Origin of the sequence: Limimaricola hongkongensis DSM 17492 (assembly GCF_000600975.2) — a bacterium.
Classification (GTDB): Bacteria; Pseudomonadota; Alphaproteobacteria; order Rhodobacterales; family Rhodobacteraceae; genus Limimaricola; species Limimaricola hongkongensis.
Genome location: NZ_KK088653.1, coordinates 311,932 through 333,615 on the forward strand (window position 1 = coordinate 311,932; position 21,684 = coordinate 333,615).

The 21,684-nt window shown below is 68.9% G+C and carries 24 protein-coding genes and 1 riboswitch; of the genes, 18 read left to right on the forward strand and 6 right to left on the reverse strand.

Annotation, left to right across the window (positions count from 1 at the left end):
• Window positions 1-207: 207 nt before the first annotated feature.
• From pgeF to lgt, 3 genes are read right to left on the reverse strand one after another with little or no spacing between them, the layout of a single operon-like run.
• Window positions 208-975, reverse strand: coding sequence for a peptidoglycan editing factor PgeF (gene pgeF, locus LOKHON_RS11970; protein WP_017929683.1), 768 nt, complete (start codon window positions 973-975; stop codon window positions 208-210).
• Complete coding sequence (locus LOKHON_RS11975; protein ID WP_017929684.1) at window positions 972-2,033, reverse strand: class I SAM-dependent methyltransferase; 1,062 nt, start codon at window positions 2,031-2,033, stop codon at window positions 972-974. Before LOKHON_RS11975 ends, pgeF begins: the two co-directional genes overlap by 4 nt.
• On the reverse strand, window positions 2,030-2,923 hold the full coding sequence (lgt, locus tag LOKHON_RS11980) for a prolipoprotein diacylglyceryl transferase (protein ID WP_017929685.1): 894 nt from the start codon (window positions 2,921-2,923) through the stop codon (window positions 2,030-2,032). The genes LOKHON_RS11975 and lgt overlap by 4 nt, the downstream gene beginning before the upstream one ends.
• Window positions 2,924-3,078: 155 nt before the next feature.
• Between lgt and LOKHON_RS11985 the strand changes: the two genes are divergently transcribed.
• On the forward strand, window positions 3,079-3,327 hold the full coding sequence (locus tag LOKHON_RS11985) for an accessory factor UbiK family protein (RefSeq protein WP_017929686.1): 249 nt from the start codon (window positions 3,079-3,081) through the stop codon (window positions 3,325-3,327).
• Window positions 3,328-3,409: 82 nt separating this feature from the next.
• Here the strand turns inward: LOKHON_RS11985 and LOKHON_RS11990 are convergent, their stop codons facing one another.
• Window positions 3,410-4,447, reverse strand: coding sequence for a M42 family metallopeptidase (locus LOKHON_RS11990; RefSeq protein ID WP_017929687.1), 1,038 nt, complete (start codon window positions 4,445-4,447; stop codon window positions 3,410-3,412).
• A gap of 295 nt (window positions 4,448-4,742) precedes the next feature.
• On the opposite strand from LOKHON_RS11990, the gene LOKHON_RS11995 reads away from it, so the two are divergent.
• Window positions 4,743-5,243 (forward strand): type III secretion system chaperone family protein, encoded by a 501-nt coding sequence (locus LOKHON_RS11995; protein ID WP_017929688.1) that lies wholly within the window; start codon window positions 4,743-4,745, stop codon window positions 5,241-5,243.
• A 4-nt stretch (window positions 5,244-5,247) separates the two neighbouring features.
• Here LOKHON_RS11995 and LOKHON_RS12000 read toward each other — a convergent pair whose 3' ends face one another.
• Window positions 5,248-6,120, reverse strand: coding sequence for a glycosyltransferase family 2 protein (locus LOKHON_RS12000; RefSeq protein ID WP_017929689.1), 873 nt, complete (start codon window positions 6,118-6,120; stop codon window positions 5,248-5,250).
• 107 nt (window positions 6,121-6,227) lie between these two features.
• Between LOKHON_RS12000 and miaB the strand changes: the two genes are divergently transcribed.
• The 11 genes from miaB (at window position 6,228) to LOKHON_RS12055 (ending at window position 17,105) form a co-directional block, all read left to right on the forward strand.
• Window positions 6,228-7,556 carry a tRNA (N6-isopentenyl adenosine(37)-C2)-methylthiotransferase MiaB gene (gene miaB, locus LOKHON_RS12005; protein WP_017929690.1) on the forward strand — a complete coding sequence of 443 codons (1,329 nt, stop codon included), beginning with the start codon at window positions 6,228-6,230 and terminating at the stop codon, window positions 7,554-7,556.
• Window positions 7,557-7,836: 280 nt separating this feature from the next.
• Window positions 7,837-8,400, forward strand: a complete 564-nt coding sequence (locus LOKHON_RS12010; protein WP_033315684.1) for an OmpA family protein — start codon at window positions 7,837-7,839, stop codon at window positions 8,398-8,400.
• 11 nt (window positions 8,401-8,411) lie between these two features.
• Window positions 8,412-8,711 carry a hypothetical protein gene (locus tag LOKHON_RS12015; protein WP_017929692.1) on the forward strand — a complete coding sequence of 100 codons (300 nt, stop codon included), beginning with the start codon at window positions 8,412-8,414 and terminating at the stop codon, window positions 8,709-8,711.
• Window positions 8,712-8,841: 130 nt separating this feature from the next.
• Window positions 8,842-9,912, forward strand: a complete 1,071-nt coding sequence (locus LOKHON_RS12020; protein WP_081610633.1) for a PhoH family protein — start codon at window positions 8,842-8,844, stop codon at window positions 9,910-9,912.
• Entirely contained in the window at window positions 9,899-10,468 is a 570-nt protein-coding gene (gene ybeY / locus LOKHON_RS12025) for an rRNA maturation RNase YbeY (RefSeq protein WP_017929694.1), read from the forward strand. The genes LOKHON_RS12020 and ybeY overlap by 14 nt, the downstream gene beginning before the upstream one ends.
• On the forward strand, window positions 10,452-11,369 hold the full coding sequence (locus LOKHON_RS12030; RefSeq protein ID WP_017929695.1) for a transporter associated domain-containing protein: 918 nt from the start codon (window positions 10,452-10,454) through the stop codon (window positions 11,367-11,369). The genes ybeY and LOKHON_RS12030 overlap by 17 nt, the downstream gene beginning before the upstream one ends.
• A gap of 5 nt (window positions 11,370-11,374) precedes the next feature.
• Window positions 11,375-12,904, forward strand: a complete 1,530-nt coding sequence (lnt, locus tag LOKHON_RS12035) for an apolipoprotein N-acyltransferase (RefSeq protein ID WP_017929696.1) — start codon at window positions 11,375-11,377, stop codon at window positions 12,902-12,904.
• Between the two features lie 10 nt (window positions 12,905-12,914).
• Window positions 12,915-12,963: riboswitch (SAM-SAH riboswitch) on the forward strand.
• Between the two features lie 7 nt (window positions 12,964-12,970).
• A complete protein-coding gene (metK, locus tag LOKHON_RS12040; protein WP_017929697.1) occupies window positions 12,971-14,152 on the forward strand; it encodes a methionine adenosyltransferase in 1,182 nt (393 codons plus the stop codon).
• A gap of 185 nt (window positions 14,153-14,337) precedes the next feature.
• Complete coding sequence (gene trmB / locus LOKHON_RS12045; protein ID WP_017929698.1) at window positions 14,338-15,042, forward strand: tRNA (guanine(46)-N(7))-methyltransferase TrmB; 705 nt, start codon at window positions 14,338-14,340, stop codon at window positions 15,040-15,042.
• A 108-nt stretch (window positions 15,043-15,150) separates the two neighbouring features.
• Window positions 15,151-16,497, forward strand: coding sequence for a 3-phosphoshikimate 1-carboxyvinyltransferase (gene aroA / locus LOKHON_RS12050; RefSeq protein WP_017929699.1), 1,347 nt, complete (start codon window positions 15,151-15,153; stop codon window positions 16,495-16,497).
• Window positions 16,494-17,105 carry a (d)CMP kinase gene (locus LOKHON_RS12055; RefSeq protein WP_017929700.1) on the forward strand — a complete coding sequence of 204 codons (612 nt, stop codon included), beginning with the start codon at window positions 16,494-16,496 and terminating at the stop codon, window positions 17,103-17,105. The genes aroA and LOKHON_RS12055 overlap by 4 nt, the downstream gene beginning before the upstream one ends.
• Here LOKHON_RS12055 and LOKHON_RS12060 read toward each other — a convergent pair.
• Window positions 17,102-17,791, reverse strand: a complete 690-nt coding sequence (locus LOKHON_RS12060) for a phosphatase PAP2 family protein (RefSeq protein WP_017929701.1) — start codon at window positions 17,789-17,791, stop codon at window positions 17,102-17,104. The two genes, LOKHON_RS12055 and LOKHON_RS12060, sit on opposite strands and share 4 nt — an antisense overlap.
• Window positions 17,792-18,085: 294 nt before the next feature.
• Between LOKHON_RS12060 and rpsA the strand changes: the two genes are divergently transcribed.
• The 5 genes from rpsA (at window position 18,086) to LOKHON_RS12085 (ending at window position 21,653) form a co-directional block, all read left to right on the forward strand.
• The gene (gene rpsA / locus LOKHON_RS12065; RefSeq protein WP_081610634.1) at window positions 18,086-19,765 is read left to right on the forward strand and encodes a 30S ribosomal protein S1; all 1,680 of its coding nucleotides are present in this window, start codon (window positions 18,086-18,088) and stop codon (window positions 19,763-19,765) included.
• Between the two features lie 208 nt (window positions 19,766-19,973).
• Window positions 19,974-20,255: an integration host factor subunit beta gene (gene ihfB, locus LOKHON_RS12070; RefSeq protein WP_026147620.1), complete on the forward strand. Its 282-nt coding sequence runs from the start codon at window positions 19,974-19,976 to the stop codon at window positions 20,253-20,255.
• Between the two features lie 9 nt (window positions 20,256-20,264).
• Window positions 20,265-20,630 carry a lipopolysaccharide assembly protein LapA domain-containing protein gene (locus tag LOKHON_RS12075; protein WP_017929704.1) on the forward strand — a complete coding sequence of 122 codons (366 nt, stop codon included), beginning with the start codon at window positions 20,265-20,267 and terminating at the stop codon, window positions 20,628-20,630.
• Window positions 20,630-21,268 carry a phosphoribosylanthranilate isomerase gene (locus LOKHON_RS12080; protein ID WP_017929705.1) on the forward strand — a complete coding sequence of 213 codons (639 nt, stop codon included), beginning with the start codon at window positions 20,630-20,632 and terminating at the stop codon, window positions 21,266-21,268. The genes LOKHON_RS12075 and LOKHON_RS12080 overlap by 1 nt, the downstream gene beginning before the upstream one ends.
• Before the next feature lie 46 nt (window positions 21,269-21,314).
• Window positions 21,315-21,653 carry a hypothetical protein gene (locus LOKHON_RS12085; protein ID WP_017929706.1) on the forward strand — a complete coding sequence of 113 codons (339 nt, stop codon included), beginning with the start codon at window positions 21,315-21,317 and terminating at the stop codon, window positions 21,651-21,653.
• Window positions 21,654-21,684: the final 31 nt, after the last annotated feature.

A 21,684-nucleotide genomic window follows, 5' to 3' on the forward strand; every position in this document is an offset into this window, starting at 1 on the left:
CGCCAAAGTGGTCCGGGAGGGCAGGGGCAATGCCATGCGAGCACCTTTCGGTCATCACATCGGCTGTCGGCCCCCACCGACAACACCCGAAGCTGTTGTGTTCGCCGCGACAATGCGCCGAGCCGGACCTGCTTGTCAAAGAGGGGCCGTGAAACGCACTGTTTCAGGGGGCTTGTGGAACCGGTCGAAAATCGCCCGCCCCGGCGGTCAAAGCCGGATCGCGGCGATCAGCCGGCCGTAATCGGCCTCGCGCGCATGGGTCGAACGGCGGTAGCTGAAAAAACGCGCCGGGTCCGAATAGGTGCAGTGGCGGGTCCATTCGGCCGAGGCGATCCCCGCCTTGCGCAGCCGCCGCAGCCCGAAGCCCGGCAGGTCGAACAAGAGCCGGTCGCCTTCGCCTTGGGCGAAGTGCCGCGCCGCCTCCGGGTCCTCGGTGAGAAAGGCGTCGAGCAATTCGGGGCCGACCTCGTAGCGGCGCTGGCTGATCGAGGGGCCGATCACCGCGTGGATGCGCTCGCGCCGGGCGCCCGCCGCCACCATCGCCTCGACCGTGGCTTCGAGCACGCCTGCCAGCGCGCCCTTCCACCCGGCATGGGCGGCGCCGATCACGCCGCCTTCGGCATCCGCGAACAGCACGGGCTGGCAATCGGCGGTGAGAATGGTGAGCGCGAGGCCCGGCGTCGCGGTGACCAGCGCGTCGGCGCGGTGCCGCTCCGGCGACGGGGCGTCGATGGTGACGACATCGGCGGAATGCACCTGGTGCACGCCGATCAGCGCCTCGGGCGCCACCTCCATCGCCTGCGCCACCTTGTTGCGGTTGATTCGCACCGCCTCGTGCTGGTCCGAGCTGCCGGGCCCGCAATTGAGCCCGGCGAACACGCCCGACGAGGCCCCGCCGGCGCGGCCGAAAAAGCCGTGGCGCAGCGATGCGAGGCTGTCTGCGGTGATGATGTCGAGCGGTGTTGCGGCGTTCACGTCTCGGTTCCGGGTGGGGGCGGTGCGGTGCGTGGATGGAGGGCGGCTACCTTGAACAGGTCGCCCATTTCTTCGGGGTGGGTCAAGCGGCGATGCGCGGCGACATGGGCATCGAGCGCGGCGCCGTTCAGCCGGGCCGCCAGCGCCTGTGCCCGCGCGGTGATGCCGAGCCGTTCGAGAAACACCCCCTGCGGCACCGGCCCGGCACAGGCGGCGGGATGGGCCGCGCGCGCCAGCGCGTCGAAATCCACATGCGCGGTGAGATCGGCCTGACCGGGATCCGAAAGCGGGTCGACCTTCTCGTGGCCGCGCACCGCCTGAAAGCTGTCGCCGGTCGTGCCGCGCCCGCCGTAATCGACGATGAGCGCCGCGCCGCCATTGCGCGCGATGCGCCCGCCGATCTCGCCCGCCAGGGCGGGCAGGGCGGGCGAGGTCTCGACCATGTCGCCGTCGCGCGTGTCACCGAGCCGGGGCTCCAGCTCCGCCAGCGGCACCGGCGCGGTCAGGCCAAGCACCAGCCGGTCTTCTTCGCGGCCCACCACCCGCTCGCGCCAGCCCACGCCGTCGCGGACGAACTGCCGGATCGGCAGCGCGTCGAAGAACTCGTTGGCCACGAGAAAGAACGGCAGGTCGTCGGGGACCTGGTCGAGCCGGTCGTGCCACGTGGCTTCGGGCAGGCGCGCGGCCTGCGCCGCGCGCAAAGCGGGCGATGCCTCGACGAGATGCAGCCGCGCGGCATCGTGGAAACCCGGCACGCGGGCGGTGGCGCGCAGCATGTCGGCCATCAGCGTGCCGCGTCCCGGCCCCGGCTCGGCGAGGATGAAGGGGGCGGGCGCGCCCTGGTCGAGCCAAGCCTGCGCGAGCGCAAGGCCCATCAGCTCGCCGAACATCTGGCTGATCTCGGGCGCGGTGGTGAAATCGCCGCCCGCGCCGAGCGGGTCGCGGGTGGTGTAGTAGCCATGCTCGGGGTGGAGCAGACATTCGGTCATGTAGTCGGCGATGCTGATCGGGCCGGTGGCCGCGATGCGCCGCAGCAGGATTCCCTTCAGCGCCGTCATGCCGGAGCCGTGCGGCGGCGGCGCGCATAAGCGATCACCGCCACCCCGGCGAAGATCATCGGCAGCGACAGGATCTGTCCCATGGTCAGCCCCCAGCCATCGACATGCAGCGCGAGCCCGAGCGGGTTGCCGGGCGTCACGAATTGCGCGTCGGGCTGGCGCACGAACTCCACGAGGAAGCGGCCGATGCCATAGACCAGGAAAAAGGTGCCCGAGAGCAGCCAGGGCCGTTTCAGCGCGCCCCGGCGAAACGCCATGACGATGAACAGAACCAGCAGAAACAGCCCCTCGATCGCGGCCTCGTAGAGCTGCGAGGGGTGGCGCGCGCAGGCGCCGACGATGCCCGCGCAATCCTGCGCCGCCGCGCCCGGAAAGATCACGCCCCATGGCAGGTCGGTCGGGCGGCCCCAGAGCTCGGCGTTGATGAAGTTGGCGAGACGGCCCAGCAGGATCGCGGGCGGGGTGGCGAGCGCGATGGTGTCGGCCACCCCGCCCAGCGGCAGTCGATGACGGCGCGCGAAGATCGCAATCGCGAGGATCACGCCGATGAAGCCGCCATGGAACGACATGCCGCCCTGCCACAGGAACGGGATCTCCCAGGGGTGCGACAGGTAGTAGCCGGGCTGGTAGATCAGCGCGTAGCCGAGCCGCCCGCCGCCGATGATGCCGAGGATGATCCAGCTCAGCAGGTTCTCGAGCTGCGGCGGCGTCATCGCCGGGTGGCCTTCGGGCCACAATTGCGGTCGCCTGAGCGCCGCGACGGCGAGCCGCCAGCCCAGCACGATGCCGACGATATAGGCCAGCGCGTACCAGCGCAGCGCGAAGTCGAACCCGCCGAGCGAGATCGAGAAGATCTCGGGCGAGATCTCGGGGAAGGGGATGCCATTCATGGCGCGATACCTGCGGCGTGGTGCCGGGGCTTGTCAATCCGGGCGCCCGCGCGGCGAAGGCGGCGGCCTGCCGATCCCTGGGCGGGCAGGGTCTGCTTGTCGCACGCGCCCCGACCGCCCATATAGAGGGCCAGTCCAAACAGCGGAGACCCGCCATGCAATCGAGAAACAAGATCTTCGACGATCTGTCGCAGCTGATGACCAACGCGATGGGCGTGGCGCAAGGCGCGAAGGACGAGGCCAACAACGCCATGAAGTCGATGCTCGACCGCTGGCTGGCCGAACGCGATCTGGTCACGCGCGAGGAATTCGACGCGGTGCGCATGATGGCGCAGAAGGCGCGCGAGGAGAACGAGGCGCTCAAGGCGCGGATCGCGGCGCTGGAGACCAAGACCTCGAATTGATCGCGGATCCGGTCACGCCACGGATCAAACCGATGTGAAAGGGGCGGCCCGTCGGGCCGCCCCTTCGCGTGTCGGGCGCGGCTTAGCCCTCGAAGCTTGCGAGATAGGCGCTCAGGATGTCGCGCGCGGCTTCGAGGTCGGCGCGGTCGACCATCTCGGTCACGGTGTGGATGTAGCGGGTGCCGACCACCACGCCCACGGCGCGCGCGCCCGCCGCCGCCTGCTGCGCCGCGGCCCCGTCCTGACCGCCCGCGGCCAGCATGGTGCGCTGGAACGGGATGTCGCGGTCGCTGGCGAGCTTTTCGAGATCGGCGACGAGACCGCGATCGGCGATGAAGCTGCTGTCGCGCACATGCAGGCCGAAACCCTTGCCCTGCACCGTGGTGCGGTCCTTGTCGGGCACGCCGGGCGTGTCGCAGGCGATCGTGGTGTCGACGCCGATGCCGATATCGGGGCGCACCTTGTAGGCCGCGGTGCGCGCGCCGCGCAGGCCGACCTCTTCTTGCGTGGTGAACACGACGTGGATCTCGGCGCCGCGCCCCTTGTCGGCCAGCTGGCGGATCGCCTCGATGCCGAGCCAGCAGGCGACGCGGTTGTCGAGCGCCTTGGACACGAACTTGTCGCCCATCTCGAGGAAGGGTTCGTCCATCACCACCATGTCGCCGATCTTCACCTTGTCGGCGGCGGCCTTGCCGAGCCCGGTGTCGACGAAGAACTCGCCCACGTCGGGCACCTTCTTGCGATCCTCGGGCTTGGAGATGTGCAGAGGCTTGCCGCCGGGGTTCATCACGCCCTTGATGTCGCCGTCATCGGTGCAGACCAGCACCCGGCGCGAGAACAGGTTGCGCGGATCGAAACCGCCGACCGGCTGCAGCCAAAGAAACCCCTTCTCGTCGATGTGGCTGACGAGAAAGCCGATCTCGTCCATGTGGCACAGCAGCATGATCTTCGGCGCGGCTTCGGCGCGCGCGTCGCGGCGGCAATGCAGGCTGCCCATCGCGTCGGTCTCGACATGATCGAACAGGTCGCCGATCTCGGCGGTGATCAGGTCGCGGACCCGGTGTTCGTGGCCCGGCACGCCGGGGGTTTCGCACAGGCGCTTCAAGAGGTCGGTGTTCATGGATGTCTCCCGTTTTGCCGCGAAGGCTGACGCAGGCGGGGTGCGGGTGCAACGCCCGTCGCGACGGCAGCATGCCGCCAAGGCAGCGCCACGGGGCGATTCGGTTATCCACAAGAAATGTCGGGAGTGATTCTCGAATCGACCGAATCGGGAAGATTATCCCCAAGAAACGGCTTTACAGCGACTCGGTCGAGACTCACCATATACACCCGAAGCGCGGTGGGCGAAAGCACCTCGGCTACCGCATCTCAGATGGGCGCTTGCGCGCCCCTCGCCGCAAAGAAAAGAGGCCGTCATGGCGCTGTCAGAGTCCTATCTCGACGACGAGATCCACCCGATCGACCTGGTCGAGCAGGTCGCGGACCTGCACGAATGGGCGGTCGAACGGGTGGCCGAGGACCAGATCGCCATGACGCTTTCGGGCCAGTGGCGCGACTATACCGTCACGCTGGCCTGGCAGCCGGCGGACGAAACCCTTCGGCTGGCCTGCATGTTCGAGATGGAGCCGCCCGCGCCGCGGCTGCCGCAGATCTACGATCTCATGAACCGCATCAACGACCGCTGCTGGGCCGGCGGGTTCAGCTGGTGGGGCGATCAGGGGATGATGGCCTATCGCTACGGGCTGGTGCTGTCGGGCGGGCAGATCGCGGGGTCCGAACAGGTGGACACCATGATCCACACCGCCTTCAACGCCTGCGAACGCTTCTACCCGGCGTTCCAGCTCGTCTCCTGGGCGCACCGCGACCCGGCGGCGGCGATGCAAATCGCGATCGCCGAGGCCTACGGGCGGGCCTGATCGCTCAGAACCATTGCCCCGGCTCGATCAGCCCCAGGTCGAGCAGCTGCCGCGAGCGCCATTCGAACCGCACCGAACCGGGCCAGTCGAACCCCTCGATTGCCTCGCGCGTGGCGGGGTTGCGGCGCAGTGCCTTGGCGGTGCGAAACGACATCGTCGCCGCCATGGGCGAGCGGTGCCACGGGCCCTGCAGCGTGTTGTATTCCTCGCGGTTGAACCGGTGATCGGGCCCGAGCCGCAGCCCGGATGCCGCGCGAAACAGCGCGATGCGCAGGATCTGGCGCCGCGCCTCGGGGATGTGCTCCTCAAGCCGCCAGCGCAGCCCGCCATGGATCTCCTGTTGCCGGTCGAGCGCGCGGCCCCGCGCGTCGAAGCGATCCCGCGCGGCGTAGCCGATCCGGTCGAGATGCGCGCCTTTGCGCGAGACCCCGTCGGGGTGCGCCCGCAGGTCGGTGGCATAGAGATCCACCGTCACGCAGGGCACGGTGTCGCGCCGCTCCTCGGCGACGAAGGCGCAAAGATCGGCGATGCCGCGATCTTCGCCGAAGGGAAAGAACAGGTATTCGGCGTTGTAGCCATAAAACAGCCACTGCCCCGGCGCGGCGGCGGCGATCACCGCGTTGACGATGTCGAGCCCGGACTGCGGTCCCCGGGTTTCGGCGCGCAGAACGTCGAGGCGCGGCGCCTCGAAGCCGGGGCGCGGCAGGTCGTCGGGTATCACCGCCACCACCCGCGAGAAGCCGAGGTCGAGGTGGTGGCGCAGCGTGCTGTCGAGCTCGACCGCGTCTTCGACCAGCACGAGGGCGATGGGGCCCTGCGGGGTGCCGCGCGTCCGGCGCAGCATGCGCGTGAACCGCTCGATCCCATCATGCTTCATCGCCGTCTCCCGTCGTTTCGTCACAGGGATGGCCGGGCGGGGACGACATTGCAAGATGCGGGGCTTTGGCTTAGAGCGGGCCCCTGATCTCGCAAAGGATGGACGCGATGGACCAGGCGCCCAAGAAGCTCTTCATCAAGACCTATGGCTGTCAGATGAACGTCTATGACAGCGAGCGCATGGCCGAGGCGCTCGGCGCGTCGGGCTATGTCACCACCGAGGTGCAGGACGAGGCGGACATGGTGCTGCTCAATACCTGCCATATCCGCGAGAAGGCGGCGGAAAAGGTTTATTCCGATCTCGGGCGGCTGCGCCCGCTCAAGGAGGCCAAGCCGGACCTCAAGATCGGCGTCGCGGGCTGCGTGGCGCAGGCCGAGGGCGAGGAGATCCTGACGCGGATGCCGCTCGTGGATCTGGTGGTCGGGCCGCAGAGCTATCACCGCCTGCCCGAGATGGAGGCCCGCGTCGGGCAGGGCGGCCGCGCCGTCGACACCGATTTTCCCGAGGACGACAAGTTCGAGGCGCTGAAGACCCGCCCCAAGGCCAAGCGCGGGCCGACCGCGTTTTTGACCGTGCAGGAGGGCTGCGACAAGTTCTGCGCCTTTTGCGTGGTGCCCTATACCCGTGGCGCCGAGGTCAGCCGCCCCGCCGCGCGGATCGTCTCGGAGGCACGCGGGCTCGTGGAGGCGGGCGTGCGCGAGATCACGCTGCTGGGCCAGAACGTCAACGCCTGGCACGGCGATCTGGAGGGCGCGGAGGGCGGCCTCGCGGCTCTGGTGGGGCAGCTGGCGCGGATCGACGGGCTGGAGCGGATCCGCTACACCACCTCGCACCCCAACGACATGGACGAAGGCCTGATCGCCGCGCATGGCCACGAGGCCAAGCTGATGCCCTATCTGCACCTGCCGGTGCAGTCGGGCTCGGACCGCATTCTCAAGGCGATGAACCGCAAGCACACCGCCGAGCAGTACCTCCGGCTGATCGAGCGCATCCGCGCCGCGCGGCCCGACATCCTGCTCACTTCGGATTTCATCGTGGGCTTTCCCGGCGAGACCGACGCCGATTTCGAGGCGACGATGGATCTGGTGCGCGAGGTCCGCTACGGCTCGGCCTATTCGTTCAAGTATTCGCCGCGCCCCGGCACCCCCGCCGCCGAGCGCAAGACGCAGGTCGAGCCGTCGGTGATGGACGACCGGCTGCAACGGCTTCAGAAGCTCCTGGGCGATCAGCAGCGCGCCGCGCAGGAGGCGATGGTGGGCCGCGAGACCACCGTGCTGTTCGAAAAGCCGGGGCGGCTTCCGGGGCAGATGGTCGGCAAGTCCGAGCATCTCTTCGCGGTGCATGTCGCCGCCCCCGAAAGCCTGCGCGGCGAAATCGCCCGCGTCCGCATCACCGCATCGGGGCCGAATTCGCTGGCGGGCGAACTGGCGGGGTAGACAGGCGCAGAATCGTTCCGGCGCGCCTCTCGGAATGCGGCAATATCAGGGCGCAATCGGCGTGGCCTGGCGGCGTCTGGCGCGATCATGTCGCCGTGACGCCGACAATCCCCGCCCCTGCGCGGGCACTGTTGCGCCGCGCCGCGGCAAAATCCCGTCGGGGCCTTTCCAAGGACATGATTGCCATTAACACTCTGTCGGCAAAGCATTCGTCCGGCTGCCATGGGCGGGTGCCATCGCGACAAGCGTTCGGGAAGGATCAGAACAAGTGGCCTCATTCATGACAGACAAGTTGCGCGCCGCGGCCGGGGGGATCGTGGCGCTCGGGCTGGCGATTGGCGCGGCGGGCGCCCCGGCGATGGCGCAGGACACCCGCATCGTCGACGCCGAGCGGTACAGCCCGAGCATCTGGATCGACCCGGATGGCTGCGAGCACTGGGCCATGGATGACGGGGCCGAAGGCTACATGGGGCCGCGCCGCCGCCGCGACGGCTCGCCGGTCTGCCACCGTTCCGAGATCTGCGGCGTGGTGCCGACCGACACGCTGTTCGCCACCGACCGTTTCAACATCTCCACCGCGGGCCGCGACCGGCTGCGCGAATTCTTCACGCAGGCCGATGCCTTCGGCTTCCTGATCTATGGTCATACCGACAGCCGGGCCAGCGACGAATACAACATCACCCTGTCGGATAACCGCGCCCGCGCGGTGGCGCAGGTGGCGCAAGGGATCGGCGCCCGCGTGGTCGATGTGCGCGGCTTCGGGGAGCGCAGGCCAAAGGCGTCGAACGCGACCGCCGCGGGCATGCAGGCGAATCGCCGCGTCGAAATCTACTGCCTGCGCTGAGGAGCGACATCATGACCATTCTCAAGAGCTTCGCGATCCTCGGCCTGCTGGGCCCGGTGGCGGCCTGCACCTCGATCAGCTCGAACAAGACGGTCGATCGCGGCATCAATTCGCACGATCTGAGCACCTTGGTCGCCGGGATCTGGGTCGATCCGGACGGCTGCGACCACTGGATCATCGATGACGGGGTCGAGGGCTACATGAGCGAGCGGCTGACGCCGGACGGGCGACCGGTCTGTTCGGGCGTGGCGCAGCCGGGCGTGGCGGTCGGCCCGTTCAAGGACGGCTCGCCCGTTCCCGACATCCTCTGATCCGGAAGACGTGATGTCTGAACGGGGCCGTCCCTCGGCGCGGCCCCGTTCACGTGTCCGGGATCGGGGCGGTGCGGTGCCGCACGCGCTCGCGAACACGCCTTGCGGTTTTTCTGTCAGCGCCCATGTCATGCGCTTGCGCGGCCTGCCGCGAATTGCGACCATCGGGTTGCCCATCGGCACCACCCGGCATGAGGAGTTCTGCTTGTCCATCGCCACCCCGACCGAGACCGTTCTCGAGTTTCCGAACAATTTCCTTCTGATAGATCTGTGTGGCGAGCATGATCGCCACATCGCGGCCATCGAGGAGCGGCTGGGGGTGCAGATTCTGCGGCGCGGCAACCGCCTGTCGGTGATCGGTGACGACGAGGCGGGGGCCGATGCGGCGCGGGTGCTGAACGCGCTTTATGCCCGGCTCGAAGCCGGGCGCCCGGTGGAGCCGGGCGACGTGGACCGCGAACTGCGCATGGGCAGCCTCGAGCCTTCGGGCACCAGCGAGGCCGATCAGATCGACCTGTTCAAATCCGACCCGACCGCCGAGCGGATCGAGATCAAGACCCGCCGCAAGCTCGTCGAGCCGCGCACCGAGGCGCAGAAGGCCTATGTGCGGTCGCTGTTCGACAACGAACTGTGCTTCGGCATCGGCCCGGCGGGCACCGGCAAGACCTATCTCGCGGTCGCGGTCGGCGTGTCGATGTTCCTGCAGGGCCATGTCGACAAGATCATCCTGAGCCGCCCGGCGGTCGAGGCGGGCGAAAAGCTCGGCTACCTGCCCGGCGACATGAAGGAGAAGGTCGACCCCTACATGCAGCCGCTCTACGACGCGCTGAACGATTTCCTGCCGGGCAAGCAGGCCGCCAAGATGATGGAAGAGAAGGTGATCGAGATCGCGCCGCTCGCCTTCATGCGCGGCCGCACGCTCAGCCGCGCCTTCGTCGTGCTCGACGAGGCGCAGAACGCCACGACCATGCAGATGAAGATGTTCCTGACCCGTCTGGGCGAGGGCTCGCGCATGGTCGTCACGGGCGACCGCTCACAGGTCGACCTGCCGCGCGGCGTCACCTCGGGGCTGCACGATGCCGAACGGCTTTTGAAGAACATTCCCAAGATCAGCTTCAACTACTTCACCTCCAGGGACGTGGTGCGCCACCCGCTGGTCGCCGCGATCATCGACGCCTACGAAGCCGATGGCGCAGCGTAGCCCCGCCCGACCGCCGCTGGTCGATTGCCTGATCGAGGATCACCGCTGGGAGAGCGTCGGTCTCGAAGAGCTGGCCGAGGCGGCCTGCGTCGCTGCGCTCGGAGGGCTGGGGCTGGACCCCGGCCATTACGAGATCAGCCTTCTGGGCTGCTCGGATGCGCGGATCGCCGACCTCAACGCCGATTTCCGTGGCAAGCCCAAGCCCACCAACGTTCTGAGCTGGCCCTCCGAGGAGCGCGGCGCGGCGCGTCCGGGCGCGCGCCCCGCGCCGCCGCGGCGTGACCCGATGGGGCCGACCGAGCTGGGCGATATCGCCATCGCCTATGAGACCTGCGCCCGCGAAGCGCGGGAGGCCGGGCGGACAACCGCCGATCACGTGACGCATCTGATGGTGCACGGGACCCTGCATCTTATGGGGTTCGACCACGAAACCGACCCGGACGCCGCGCTGATGGAAGGGTTGGAGACGGAAATACTTGGCAAGATGGGGGTAGCGGACCCATATGCCGCAGAAGCCACAGCAGCACCGGAAGGAGACGATGGGCGACGCGTTTGACACGGCCGCCGCGGGAAGCCCCCGCGACGCCGACGGAGACGGCCCCGAGGGGTCAAGTAGCGCCACCGCCGAGAACGGGGGAGGGCGCGGTTTCTTCAGCCGCATCATCGGGGTTCTGAACCCCGCGGAGTCGGACCTGCCCGCGGTCGAGGTGCCGCGCGGCTTTGCGCCCGTGCTGCCGATGCCGGGCATGCTCAACCTGCGCCGGATGCGGGTCGAGGACGTGATGGTGCCGAAAGCCGACATCACGGCGGTGCCGGTGTCGATCCCGATGGACGAGCTGATCGAGGTGTTCCGCGACAGCGGCCTCACCCGCATCCCGGTCTTCGACGGCACGCTCGACACGCCGATCGGGCTCGTGAACCTCAAGGATTTCGCGCTGAGATATTGCTTCGTGCCCGAGCGGCCCGATTTCAGCTTGCGCGACATGCTGCGCTCATTGCTTTACGTGCCACCCTCGATGCCGCTGGGCGTGCTGTTGCAGAAGATGCAGACCGAGCGGATCCACATGGCGCTCGTCATCGACGAGTATGGTGGCACCGACGGGCTCGTGACGATCGAGGACCTGATCGAAACCGTCGTGGGCGAGATCGAGGACGAGCACGACGTCGACGAAGCGCAGAGTTTCCTGCGCGAAAAGCCCGGCGTCTGGCTGGCGCTGGCGCGCACGCCGCTCGAAACCTTCGAGCGGGCGATCGGCATGGACCTCACCGATCACGAGGAGATCGACGAGGAAGAGATCGACAGCCTCGGCGGTCTCGTCTCGATGCTGGCGGGTCACGTGCCCGCGCGCGGCGAGGTGATCGAGCATCCCGCGGGCATCGAGTTCGAGGTGATCGACGCCGATCCGCGCCGGATCAAGCGGCTGCGCATCCGTCTCCCCGAGAGCCGGGACGTCTGAGGCCCATGCGCATCGGCGCGCTGCGGGCCGCGGCCCGCCCCGCCGCGTGGCGGCTTGCCGCGCGGCCCTGGCCCCGCGCCGGGCTGGCCGGGTTCGCGGGGGCGGTCGCGGCGCTGGGGCTCGCGCCTTGGGGCCTGTGGTGGCTGACGCTTCCGACCGTCGCCCTGGCGCTGGTGCTGCGCGATCACGCCGCAACGCGGGGCGGGGCGTTCCTCACCGGCTGGGGCTTTGGCGCGGGCTGGTTCGGGCTCGGGCTGTCCTGGATCGTCGAGCCGTTCTTCGTCGATGCCGCGCGCCATGGCTGGATGGCGCCCTTTGCGGTCCTGCTGCTTTGCGGCGGGCTGGCGCTGTTCTGGGGTGCGGCCTTCGCGCTGGCGCATCGGCGGGGTGGGGCGTTGCTCGTGGCGCTCTGGGTGGCGGTCGAAATGGCCCGTGGCGTGGTCTTCACCGGCTTTCCATGGGCGATGCCCGGCCACGTCTTCATCGACACGCCGGTGGCGCAGCTGGCCGCCTTGGGTGGCGCGCCGCTTCTGACGCTGATCGCGCTGGGGCTTCCGGCGGCGGCGCTGGCGATTGGCCGCAGCCTCTGGCTCGCCATTCCGGCGCTGGCCTGCGCGGGCGCGTGGGTCGCGCTCGATCCCGGCCCCGCGCCCGCGCCGGACGCAGGCGCGCCACTGGTGCGGCTGGTGCAGCCAAACGCGGTGCAGGCCCTGAAATGGGATCCCGAGTGGCAGCCGGTGTTCCACGAACGCCTGATGCGGCTGACCGGGCAGGGGGCGGTGCCGGATCTCGTGGTCTGGCCCGAAACCGCGTTGCCATGGCTTCTGGATCAATCCGGCGATGCGCTGGCGCAGGGCGTGGCGGCGGCGCGCGGCGCGCCCCTGGCGCTCGGCATCCAGCGGCGCGAGGCTGCGCGCTACTACAATTCGGCCATCGTGGTCGACGCGGCGGGCGAGATCGTCTCGCTTTATGACAAGACGCATCTGGTGCCGTTCGGCGAATACATTCCCTTCGGCGAGATCGCGGCCCGGTTCGGCATCCATGGGCTGGCGGCGAGCGAGGGCGGCGGTTACACGCCCGGCCCCGGCCTGCACCCGGTTTCGGTGCCGGGCCTCGGCCTCGCGCTGCCGCTGATCTGCTACGAGGGCATCTTCGCGCGCGAGATCAACGCCGCCGCCGCGCCGGGGGCATTGCGCCCGCGGCTGATGCTCTTGATGACCAATGATGCGTGGTTCGGCACCGTCTCCGGGCCCTACCAGCATTTCGCGCAGGCCCGGCTGCGCGCTATCGAACAGCGGATGCCGATGGCGCGGGTGGCCAATACCGGTGTGACGGGCATGATCGATGCGCAGGGCCGGGTGACGGCGCGGATCGGTTTGGGAGAAACCGGGGCGGTGGATGCCCCCCTGCCGCCGCGTGGGGCCGCGCCGGGCTATGCGCGCTGGGGCGATGGACCGATGCTGGTAATGCTGCTGGCGCTGGGACTGGCGGGTATGCGCCGAAATCGGCTTGACCGGGAACGGGCCGGGGCGTAGCGAAGCCGGATTCCCGGCACAACGGCTTCCTGGCGTGCCGGGCGATTTTCAATGGAGCACCTCCCCATGTCCCGCCAGAACTACATCTTTACCTCCGAATCGGTGTCCGAGGGTCATCCCGACAAGGTCTGCGACCGGATCTCCGACGCGGTGCTCGACGCGCTGCTGGCCGAGGAGCCCGAGGCGCGTGTCGCCTGTGAAACCTTTGCCACCACCAATCGCGTCATTGTCGGCGGAGAGATCGGCCTGAAGGATCAGAACCGTCTCGCGGACGTGCTCGGCGGGGTCGAGGGCATCGTGCGCGACTGCATCCGCGACATCGGCTACGAGCAGGACGCCTTCCACCACCGCGATGTCGAGGTGACGAACCTTCTGCACGCGCAGTCGGCGCATATTGCCCAAGGCGTGGACGCCGCCGAGGACAAGGAAGAGGGCGCGGGCGATCAGGGCATCATGTTCGGCTATGCCTGCTGCGAGACGCCCGAGCTGATGCCCGCGCCGATCCATTACGCGCACCGGGTGCTCAAGCGGCTGGCCGAGGCCCGCAAATCCGGCGCCGAGCCGACCCTGCGCCCCGACGCCAAGAGCCAGATCTCGCTGCGCTACGAAAACGGCATGCCGGTCGAGGCGACCGGGATCGTGCTGTCGACACAGCATTCGGACGAGGGCCAGACCAGCGCCGACATCCGCGCCATCGTCGAGCCCTATGTGCGCGAGGTGCTGCCCGAAAGCTGGATCACCGACAGGACCGAATGGTGGGTGAACCCGACCGGCAAGTTCGTGATCGGCGGCCCCGATGGCGATGCGGGCCTGACGGGGCGCAAGATCATCGTCGACACCTATGGCGGCGCGGCCCCGCATGGCGGCGGCGCGTTTTCGGGCAAGGATCCGACCAAGGTCGACCGTTCCGCCGCCTATGCCGCGCGCTACCTCGCCAAGAACGTCGTCGCCGCCGGTCTGGCCGAACGCTGCACGATCCAGCTTTCCTATGCGATCGGCGTTGCCCGGCCGCTGTCGATCTATGCCGACACGCATGGCACCGGCGAGGTCGCGAATGCCGAGATCGAGCGCGCCATCGCGCAGGCGATGGACCTCACGCCGCGCGGCATCCGCACGCATCTCGGGCTGAACCGTCCGATCTATGCCCGCACCGCCGCCTACGGCCATTTCGGTCGCGCGCCGGAAGAGGATGGCGGCTTTTCGTGGGAGCGTACGGACCTGGCCGCGGCGCTCAAGCGCGGGTTTTGAGGCGCGGCGCGACAGGCTGGATGCCGCGCCGGCCCCAATGGCGGGATTGCGTATTTGGAGAATGGTGAAAGGTCAGGGCGCGCCTTGCCTTTCACCATTCCATAAATACGCATGGCGACCGGCCGGACGGCTGTGCGCCGATGGAGATGTTGCGCAGATGTGCTGCCCGCGCTAACCCGCGCGCCATGACAAAAGGCTCGCACACCCCCGGCGCCCCGTGGCGCAACTTTTATGGCCGCATTCACGGCAAGACCCTGCGCCCGACGCAGAAGGATCACCTCGAACACGATCTCGACGCGCTGTCGCCGGGGCCCGTGGGCTGGGACGTGAACCCCGCGCGTGAAAAGCTCGATCTCGACGCGCGTTTCGGCGGCAAGCCGGTCTGGCTCGAGGTGGGGTTCGGCGGCGGCGAGCATCTCGTGCACATGGCCAAGAGCAATCCCGACATCGCGATCATCGGGGCCGAGCCCTATATCAACGGCGTCGCGATGCTCTTGGGCAAGATCCGCGATGCGGGCGTCGACAACATCGCCGTGCATCCCGGCGACGTGCGCGACCTGTTCGACGTGCTGCCCGATGGCAGCGTCGAGAAGGCGTTTCTCAACTACCCCGACCCGTGGCCCAAGGCGCGTCATCACCGGCGGCGCTTCGTGACGCAGGAGCATCTGGAACCGCTCTTGCGGGTGATGGCGCCGGGCGCCGAGTTCCGGGTCGCGACGGATATCGAGGATTACGTGCGCCAGACGCTCGAAGAGGTCCCCGCCGCGGGATTCGGGCGGATCGATCACCCGGATGATGCCGCCTGGGCCGACTGGCCCTCCACCCGCTATGAGCAGAAAGCCCTGCGCGAGGGGCGGCGGCCGCATTACCTGACTTTCCGCCGACCGTGAGGCGACAGCCGGTCGTCTTGCGTATTTGGGGAACAAAGTAACCATGGGCGTGGACCATGGCCCGGCGGCGGTCTAGGAACGCAGGCGACCAACAGACGAGGTGCCCCGATGTCCGGCCATGGCGATCCGATCCCGATGATGTCCCAGCGCGGCCCCGGCCTCGCGGGCGAAGCGCATGTGCCCGGCGACAAGTCGATCAGCCACCGCAGCCTGATCCTCGGCGCGATGGCGGTGGGCGAAACGGTGATCGAAGGCCTGCTCGAAGGGCAGGACGTGCTCGACACCGCCAAGGCGATGCGCGCCTTCGGGGCCGATGTGACCGACCATGGCGGGGGCCGCTGGTCGGTGCATGGCGTCGGCGTCGGCGGTTTTGCCGAGCCGGATGGTGTCATCGATTGCGGCAATTCCGGCACCGGTGTGCGGCTGATCATGGGGGCGATGGCGACGTCGCCGATCGCCGTGACCTTCACCGGAGACGCCTCGCTCTGCTCCCGGCCCATGGGACGCGTCACCGATCCGCTGGCGCTGTTCGGTGCGCGCGCCGAAGGCCGCGAGGGCGGGCGGCTGCCGATGACCATCACCGGCGCGACCGACCCGATGCCAGTGCGCTACACCGTGCCCGTGCCCTCGGCGCAGGTGAAATCGGCGGTGCTGCTGGCGGGGCTCAATGCGCCGGGCAAGACCGTGGTGATCGAGCAGGAGGCCACGCGCGACCACACCGAGCGGATGCTCGCGGGCTTCGGGGCCGAGATCGTGGTCGAGGAAACCGCCGAGGGGCGGGTCATCACGTTGACCGGGCAACCGGAGCTGGCGCCGCAGCACATCACCGTGCCGCGCGATCCGTCTTCGGCGGCCTTCCCGGTCTGCGCCGCGCTGATCGCCGAAGGTTCGGACGTGCTGGTGCCCAATATCGGGCTCAACCCGACCCGTGCCGGGCTGTTCGAGACGCTGCGCGAGATGGGCGCGGACCTCACCTACGAGAACCCGCGCGAGGAGGGGGGCGAGCCGGTGGCCGACCTGCGGGCGCGGTATTCGCCCGACATGAAGGGGATCGAGGTGCCGCCCGCGCGCGCCGCGTCGATGATCGACGAATACCCGGTGCTGTCGGTGGTCGCGGCCTTTGCCGACGGCCCGACGGTGATGCGCGGGGTCAAGGAGCTGCGCGTCAAGGAAAGCGATCGGATCGATGCCATGGCGCAGGGGCTGCGCGCCGCGGGCGTCGAGGTCGAGGAGGGCGAGGACTGGTGGATCGTCCACGGGCGCGGGCAGGGCAACGTGCCCGGCGGCGCCACGGTGGAAAGCCGTCTCGACCACCGTATCGCCATGTCCTTCCTCGTCATGGGGCTGGCCACGAACGCGGCCATGCGCGTCGATGATGGCGGGCCGATCGCGACCTCCTTCCCGGTGTTCGAGCCGTTGATGACGGGGCTCGGGGCATCGGTGGCGCGGGCATGATCTTCACCGTCGCCATCGACGGCCCCGCCGCCGCGGGCAAGGGCACCGTGGGCCGCGCGGTCGCCGCGCGTTTCGGCTTTGCCCATCTCGACACCGGGCTTTTGTACCGCGCCGTCGGCGCGCTGGTGCTCAAGGGCGCCGACCCGGTCGCGGCGGCGCGCGGGCTGGTGCCCGAGGCGCTGGAGCAGCCCGGCCTGCGCGGCCCCGACGTGGCGCAGGCCGCCAGCGAGGTCGCGGCGATCCCCGAGGTGCGCGCGGCGCTGCTGGCGTTCCAGCGCGGTTTTGCCCGGCGCGAGGGCGGCGCGGTGCTCGACGGGCGCGATATCGGCACGGTGATCTGCCCGGGCGCCGAGGTGAAGCTCTTCGTCACCGCCAGCGCCGAGGCGCGGGCGGGGCGGCGGCTGGCCGAATTGGTCGAGGCCGGTCACGAGGTCAGCTTCGACAGCGTGCTGGCGGATGTGAAGGCCCGCGACGCCCGCGATTCCGAGCGCGCCGAGGCGCCGCTCAAGCCCGCCGGGGATGCGCACCTGCTCGACACCTCGGAGCTCGATGTCGATCAGGCCGTGGCCGCCGCCGTGGCGCAGGTCGCGGCGGCGCTGGGCCGCTAGCCGAGCGCCACGTCGCGCAGCACCGCGAGCAGGTTGCGGGTCGAGGTGAACATCGTGCCGAGCTGGTGCGTCACGAGAAACATCAGCGGGTAGCTGAAGCCGGGCCGCGCTTCGAGCCAGTCCAGCAGCCCGGTGCCGAGCAGAATCCGGCGCAGCAGCGGGACCGCGACGAGCGCCAGCGCCGCGCCGATCAGCCCGCCGACGAGGATGTCGCTCGGCCAGTGAAAGCCGAGGATCACGCGCGGCGCGGCGATCACGAACAGCGCATGCGCCAGCGCCACCGCGCCCCAGCGCCGGTCCACCAGCGCGATCCCGGTGGCCAGCGCGAAGAACAGCACCGCGTGGTCGCTCGGCATCGAGGACCAGCCCCCCAGCGTGTCCTGGCTGATCGTGTCGGCCATCCGCAGCGGCACGTCCGGGTCGTGGATCGGCCGGGCCCGGTAGGGCAGGCCGAGCGACATCAGCCGCCCCGCCACCAGCGCCAGCACCGCGACCACCAGCGTCGCCGCAAGCCCCGCACGGCGGCGCGCCGGTCGCGCCTGCGGCAGCATCCACAATCCCCAGACCAGCATCATCAGGGGCAGGCCCTTGAAGATCGGGCTCGCGGAAATCTGCACGGTCAGCGCGTCGAGCGCGGTGTCGCGTCCGGCGAGCCGGTTCAGGGCAAGAAGAATGTCGAGATCCACCGGGCCTCCCTCGTCGATCCGCCCATAGGGACGACCCCGGCGGCGAAGGGCAATGGCCGGTGACGACGCCGACCCGCAGGTGTGGCCGCGCTGCTTGATCCGCAGGGCGGATCACACTATAGACGCAGGCGTCGGGAGAGCGACGCGCAGCTTGCGCGTGAGCAGGACAAGACAAGGGTCGGCTTCACCGGCCCTCGTGGCGTTGGTCCGCTCTTTCCGGCAAGCCGTAATCCAAAGACCGGCGGAGACAACCGCCTGGCCCGTATAGCGACTTACAAAGGAAAAACTGACCGCATGTGCGCTAAAGCATCCATGGAGGAATTCGAAGCCCTCCTGAACGAAAGCTTCGAAATCGACACGCCGTCCGAAGGCAGCGTCGTCAAGGGCCGCGTTCTCGCCATCGAGGCGGGCCAGGCCATCATCGATGTCGGCTACAAGATGGAAGGCCGCATCGATCTCAAGGAATTCGCCAACCCCGGCGAGCAGGCCGATCTCAAGCCCGGCGACACGGTCGAGGTCTTCCTCCGCCAGGTCGAGAACGCCCGCGGCGAAGCCGTCATCTCCCGTGAGATGGCCCGCCGCGAAGAGGCGTGGGACCGTCTCGAGAAGGCCTATGCCGACGAAGAGCGCGTCGAAGGCGCCATCTTCGGCCGCGTCAAGGGTGGCTTCACCGTCGATCTCGGCGGCGCCGTGGCCTTCCTGCCGGGCTCCCAGGTCGACGTGCGCCCCGTGCGCGACGCCGGCCCGCTCATGGGTCTCAAGCAGCCGTTCCAGATCCTCAAGATGGATCGCCGCCGCGGCAACATCGTGGTCTCGCGCCGCGCGATCCTCGAAGAGAGCCGCGCCGAGCAGCGCGCCGAGGTCATCGCCAACCTGCACGAAGGCCAGACGGTCGACGGCGTGGTCAAGAACATCACCGAATACGGCGCCTTCGTCGATCTCGGCGGTGTTGACGGCCTGCTGCACGTCACCGACATGGCGTGGCGCCGCGTGAACCACCCGAGCGAGATCCTGTCGATCGGCGAGACCGTCAAGGTCCAGGTCATCAAGATCAACAAGGAAACCCATCGCATCAGCCTCGGCATGAAGCAGCTGCAGGACGATCCGTGGGATTCGGTGGAAGCCAAGTTCCCGATCGAGTCGACCCATACCGGCCGCGTGACCAACATCACCGACTACGGCGCCTTCGTGGAGCTGGAGCCGGGCGTCGAGGGTCTGGTCCACGTCTCCGAGATGAGCTGGACCAAGAAGAACGTGCACCCCGGCAAGATCGTCTCCACTTCGCAGGAAGTGGAAGTGATGGTGCTCGAGATCGACAGCGCCAAGCGCCGCGTCTCGCTCGGCCTGAAGCAGACCCAGCGCAACCCGTGGGAAGTCTTCGCCGAGACCCACCCCGAGGGCACCGAGGTCGAGGGCGAGGTGAAGAACATCACCGAGTTCGGCCTGTTCGTCGGCCTGCCGGGCGACATCGACGGCATGGTCCACCTGTCCGACCTGACCTGGGAAGGTCGTGGCGAGGACGTGATCGGCGACTTCCGCAAGGGCGACGTCGTGAAGGCCAAGGTCACCGAGGTCGACATCGAGAAGGAGCGCATCTCGCTCTCGATCAAGGCGATGGACGGCGACCCGTTCGCGGATGCCATCGGCGGCGTGAAGCGCGGCTCGATCATCACCGTCGAGGTGACCAAGATCGAGGATGGCGGCATCGAGGTGACCTATGAGGGCATGAAGTCCTTCATCCGTCGCTCCGACCTGTCGCGCGACCGTGCCGAGCAGCGCCCCGAGCGTTTCGGCGTCGGCGACAAGATCGACGTGCGCGTGACCAACGTCGACAGCAAGACCCGCAAGCTGGGCCTGTCGATCAAGGCGCGCGAGATCGCCGAAGAGAAGGAAGCGGTCGAGCAGTACGGCTCCTCCGATTCGGGCGCCTCGCTGGGCGACATCCTCGGCGCCGCCCTCAAGGGCGACCGCTGAACCGTGCCGGGGCCCCGCGGGGCCCCGGTCGAGCCTGGACCCCGTCGCCCTTGCCGGGCGGCGGGGTCTTTTCGTGAACGTTTCCCCAAAACTGCGCCGTTGATTTGTCTGCACTATTTATTGGAACCCGCGGAGCGCCTATAGTCTTGATGTCACAGCCCCGTGACGCGCCGCACCGGCGGTGCGCGACGGGCAGGGAGGTCCGCTCATGATTCGATCCGAACTGATCCAGAAGATCGCGGATGAGAACCCGCATCTCTATCAACGCGATGTCGAGAAGATCGTGAACACGATCTTCGACCGGATCACCCAGGCCATGGCCGATGGCAACCGGGTCGAGCTGCGCGGCTTCGGGGCCTTTTCGGTCAAGAAGCGCGACCAGCGCCTTGGCCGCAACCCCCGCACCGGAGAGGCGGTCGAGGTCGAGGAAAAGCACGTCCCCTTCTTCAAGACCGGCAAGCTCTTGCGCGACCGGCTAAACGGGAAATAAAACACCGACATGAGAGCACTCCGCATCGCCTTTTGGGGCATCGTCGCCATCTGTCTCGTCATTCTCGGCCTTGCCAATCGCGGCATGGTCACGCTGCGGCTGTTGCCGGAGGGGCTGAGCGGGTTGTTCGGCATCACGCCGGACATCACCATGCCGCTTTATGCCGTGGTGCTGATCGGCGTGGCGCTGGGGCTGCTGATCGGCTTCGTCTGGGAATGGCTGCGCGAATACCGGCACCGCTCCGTGGCGCGCAAGCGCGCCCGCGAGGTGAACCGGCTGGAGCGCGAGGTCGACCGGCTGCGCCACGAAAAGCATGAAGGACAGGACGACGTGCTCGCGCTCGTTGATCGTCCGGCCACGCCCGCGCGCAGCTGATGCCGGTTTCGGTGAAGATCTGCGGCCTGTCCGACAGGGCGGGGCTCGATGCCGCCGTGGCGGCGGGCGCGCGTTACGTGGGTTTCGTGTTCTTCGCGAAATCGCCGCGCGCGGTGAGCGTCGAGACGGCCGCCGCGCTTGCCGTCGAGGTGCCGCCCGGCATCGCCAAGGTGGCGCTGGTGGTCGATGCGGACGACACCACGCTCGACGAGATCGTGGCGCGGGTGCCGCTCGACATGCTGCAGCTGCACGGGCGCGAGACGCCCGCGCGCGTGGCCGAGATCCGCGCGCGCCATGGGCTGCCGGTGATGAAGGCGGTGGGCGTGGCCTCCGAGGCCGACCTGCCCATGCTCGACGCCTATGCCGCGGTGGCCGACCAGATCCTCGTCGATGCCAAGCCCCCCGCGGGCGCGGCGCTGCCGGGCGGCAACGGGCTGGCTTTCGACTGGCGGCTGATCGCGGGGCGGCGCTGGAGCGTGCCGTGGATGCTTGCGGGCGGGCTCACGCCGGAAAACCTCGCCGAAGCCGTGGCCCGCACCGGCGCCCGGCAGGTGGACGTTTCCTCCGGCGTCGAGAGCGCGCCGGGGATCAAGGACGCGGTCCGCATCGGCGCTTTCCTGACGGCGGCGCATGGCTGATCCGCGCGCGATTGCGCCCGGCCCCCGGCTCCCCTACATGCGATCCATGAGCAGACCCGTCGATCACGAACGCGAGAAGGCCCGGCTGCGCCGGCAGATGCGGGCCATGACGGGGAGCTCGCCGAAGCTGCACGGCCTGACCGAACGGCTGATGGCCGACCGGGCGCGCTGGCTGCGGATTCCGGCCGGGCTTTTGCTGATCCTGGGCGGTTTTGCCGCGATCCTGCCGGTATTCGGGCTGTGGATGCTGCCGATCGGGGTCGCGCTGCTCGCGGTGGACCTGCCGATGCTGCGTCCGGGCGTCAACTCCACCCTGATCCGCGGCCGCCGCTGGAGCGACGGCATGCTGCGCCGCTGGCGCGACCGGCGCGACGACCGGGGCTGACGCCTTGGCCCTTTACCCCCGCGCGGGGCAG

What these genes read in the sequence shown, in the direction of transcription:
- LOKHON_RS11975 (WP_017929684.1), bottom strand. Translation starts at nt 2,033, where the DNA reads ATGACGGCGCTGAAGGGAATCCTGCTGCGGCGCATCGCGGCCACCGGC.
- lgt (WP_017929685.1), bottom strand. Translation starts at nt 2,923, where the DNA reads ATGAATGGCATCCCCTTCCCCGAGATCTCGCCCGAGATCTTCTCGATC.
- LOKHON_RS11985 (WP_017929686.1), top strand. Translation starts at nt 3,079, where the DNA reads ATGCAATCGAGAAACAAGATCTTCGACGATCTGTCGCAGCTGATGACC.
- LOKHON_RS11990 (WP_017929687.1), bottom strand. Translation starts at nt 4,447, where the DNA reads ATGAACACCGACCTCTTGAAGCGCCTGTGCGAAACCCCCGGCGTGCCG.
- LOKHON_RS11995 (WP_017929688.1), top strand. Translation starts at nt 4,743, where the DNA reads ATGGCGCTGTCAGAGTCCTATCTCGACGACGAGATCCACCCGATCGAC.
- LOKHON_RS12000 (WP_017929689.1), bottom strand. Translation starts at nt 6,120, where the DNA reads ATGAAGCATGATGGGATCGAGCGGTTCACGCGCATGCTGCGCCGGACG.
- miaB (WP_017929690.1), top strand. Translation starts at nt 6,228, where the DNA reads ATGGACCAGGCGCCCAAGAAGCTCTTCATCAAGACCTATGGCTGTCAG.
- LOKHON_RS12010 (WP_033315684.1), top strand. Translation starts at nt 7,837, where the DNA reads ATGACAGACAAGTTGCGCGCCGCGGCCGGGGGGATCGTGGCGCTCGGG.
- LOKHON_RS12015 (WP_017929692.1), top strand. Translation starts at nt 8,412, where the DNA reads ATGACCATTCTCAAGAGCTTCGCGATCCTCGGCCTGCTGGGCCCGGTG.
- LOKHON_RS12020 (WP_081610633.1), top strand. Translation starts at nt 8,842, where the DNA reads ATGCGCTTGCGCGGCCTGCCGCGAATTGCGACCATCGGGTTGCCCATC.
- ybeY (WP_017929694.1), top strand. Translation starts at nt 9,899, where the DNA reads ATGGCGCAGCGTAGCCCCGCCCGACCGCCGCTGGTCGATTGCCTGATC.
- LOKHON_RS12030 (WP_017929695.1), top strand. Translation starts at nt 10,452, where the DNA reads ATGGGCGACGCGTTTGACACGGCCGCCGCGGGAAGCCCCCGCGACGCC.
- lnt (WP_017929696.1), top strand. Translation starts at nt 11,375, where the DNA reads ATGCGCATCGGCGCGCTGCGGGCCGCGGCCCGCCCCGCCGCGTGGCGG.
- metK (WP_017929697.1), top strand. Translation starts at nt 12,971, where the DNA reads ATGTCCCGCCAGAACTACATCTTTACCTCCGAATCGGTGTCCGAGGGT.
- trmB (WP_017929698.1), top strand. Translation starts at nt 14,338, where the DNA reads ATGACAAAAGGCTCGCACACCCCCGGCGCCCCGTGGCGCAACTTTTAT.
- aroA (WP_017929699.1), top strand. Translation starts at nt 15,151, where the DNA reads ATGTCCGGCCATGGCGATCCGATCCCGATGATGTCCCAGCGCGGCCCC.
- LOKHON_RS12055 (WP_017929700.1), top strand. Translation starts at nt 16,494, where the DNA reads ATGATCTTCACCGTCGCCATCGACGGCCCCGCCGCCGCGGGCAAGGGC.
- rpsA (WP_081610634.1), top strand. Translation starts at nt 18,086, where the DNA reads ATGTGCGCTAAAGCATCCATGGAGGAATTCGAAGCCCTCCTGAACGAA.
- ihfB (WP_026147620.1), top strand. Translation starts at nt 19,974, where the DNA reads ATGATTCGATCCGAACTGATCCAGAAGATCGCGGATGAGAACCCGCAT.
- LOKHON_RS12075 (WP_017929704.1), top strand. Translation starts at nt 20,265, where the DNA reads ATGAGAGCACTCCGCATCGCCTTTTGGGGCATCGTCGCCATCTGTCTC.
- LOKHON_RS12080 (WP_017929705.1), top strand. Translation starts at nt 20,630, where the DNA reads ATGCCGGTTTCGGTGAAGATCTGCGGCCTGTCCGACAGGGCGGGGCTC.
- LOKHON_RS12085 (WP_017929706.1), top strand. Translation starts at nt 21,315, where the DNA reads ATGAGCAGACCCGTCGATCACGAACGCGAGAAGGCCCGGCTGCGCCGG.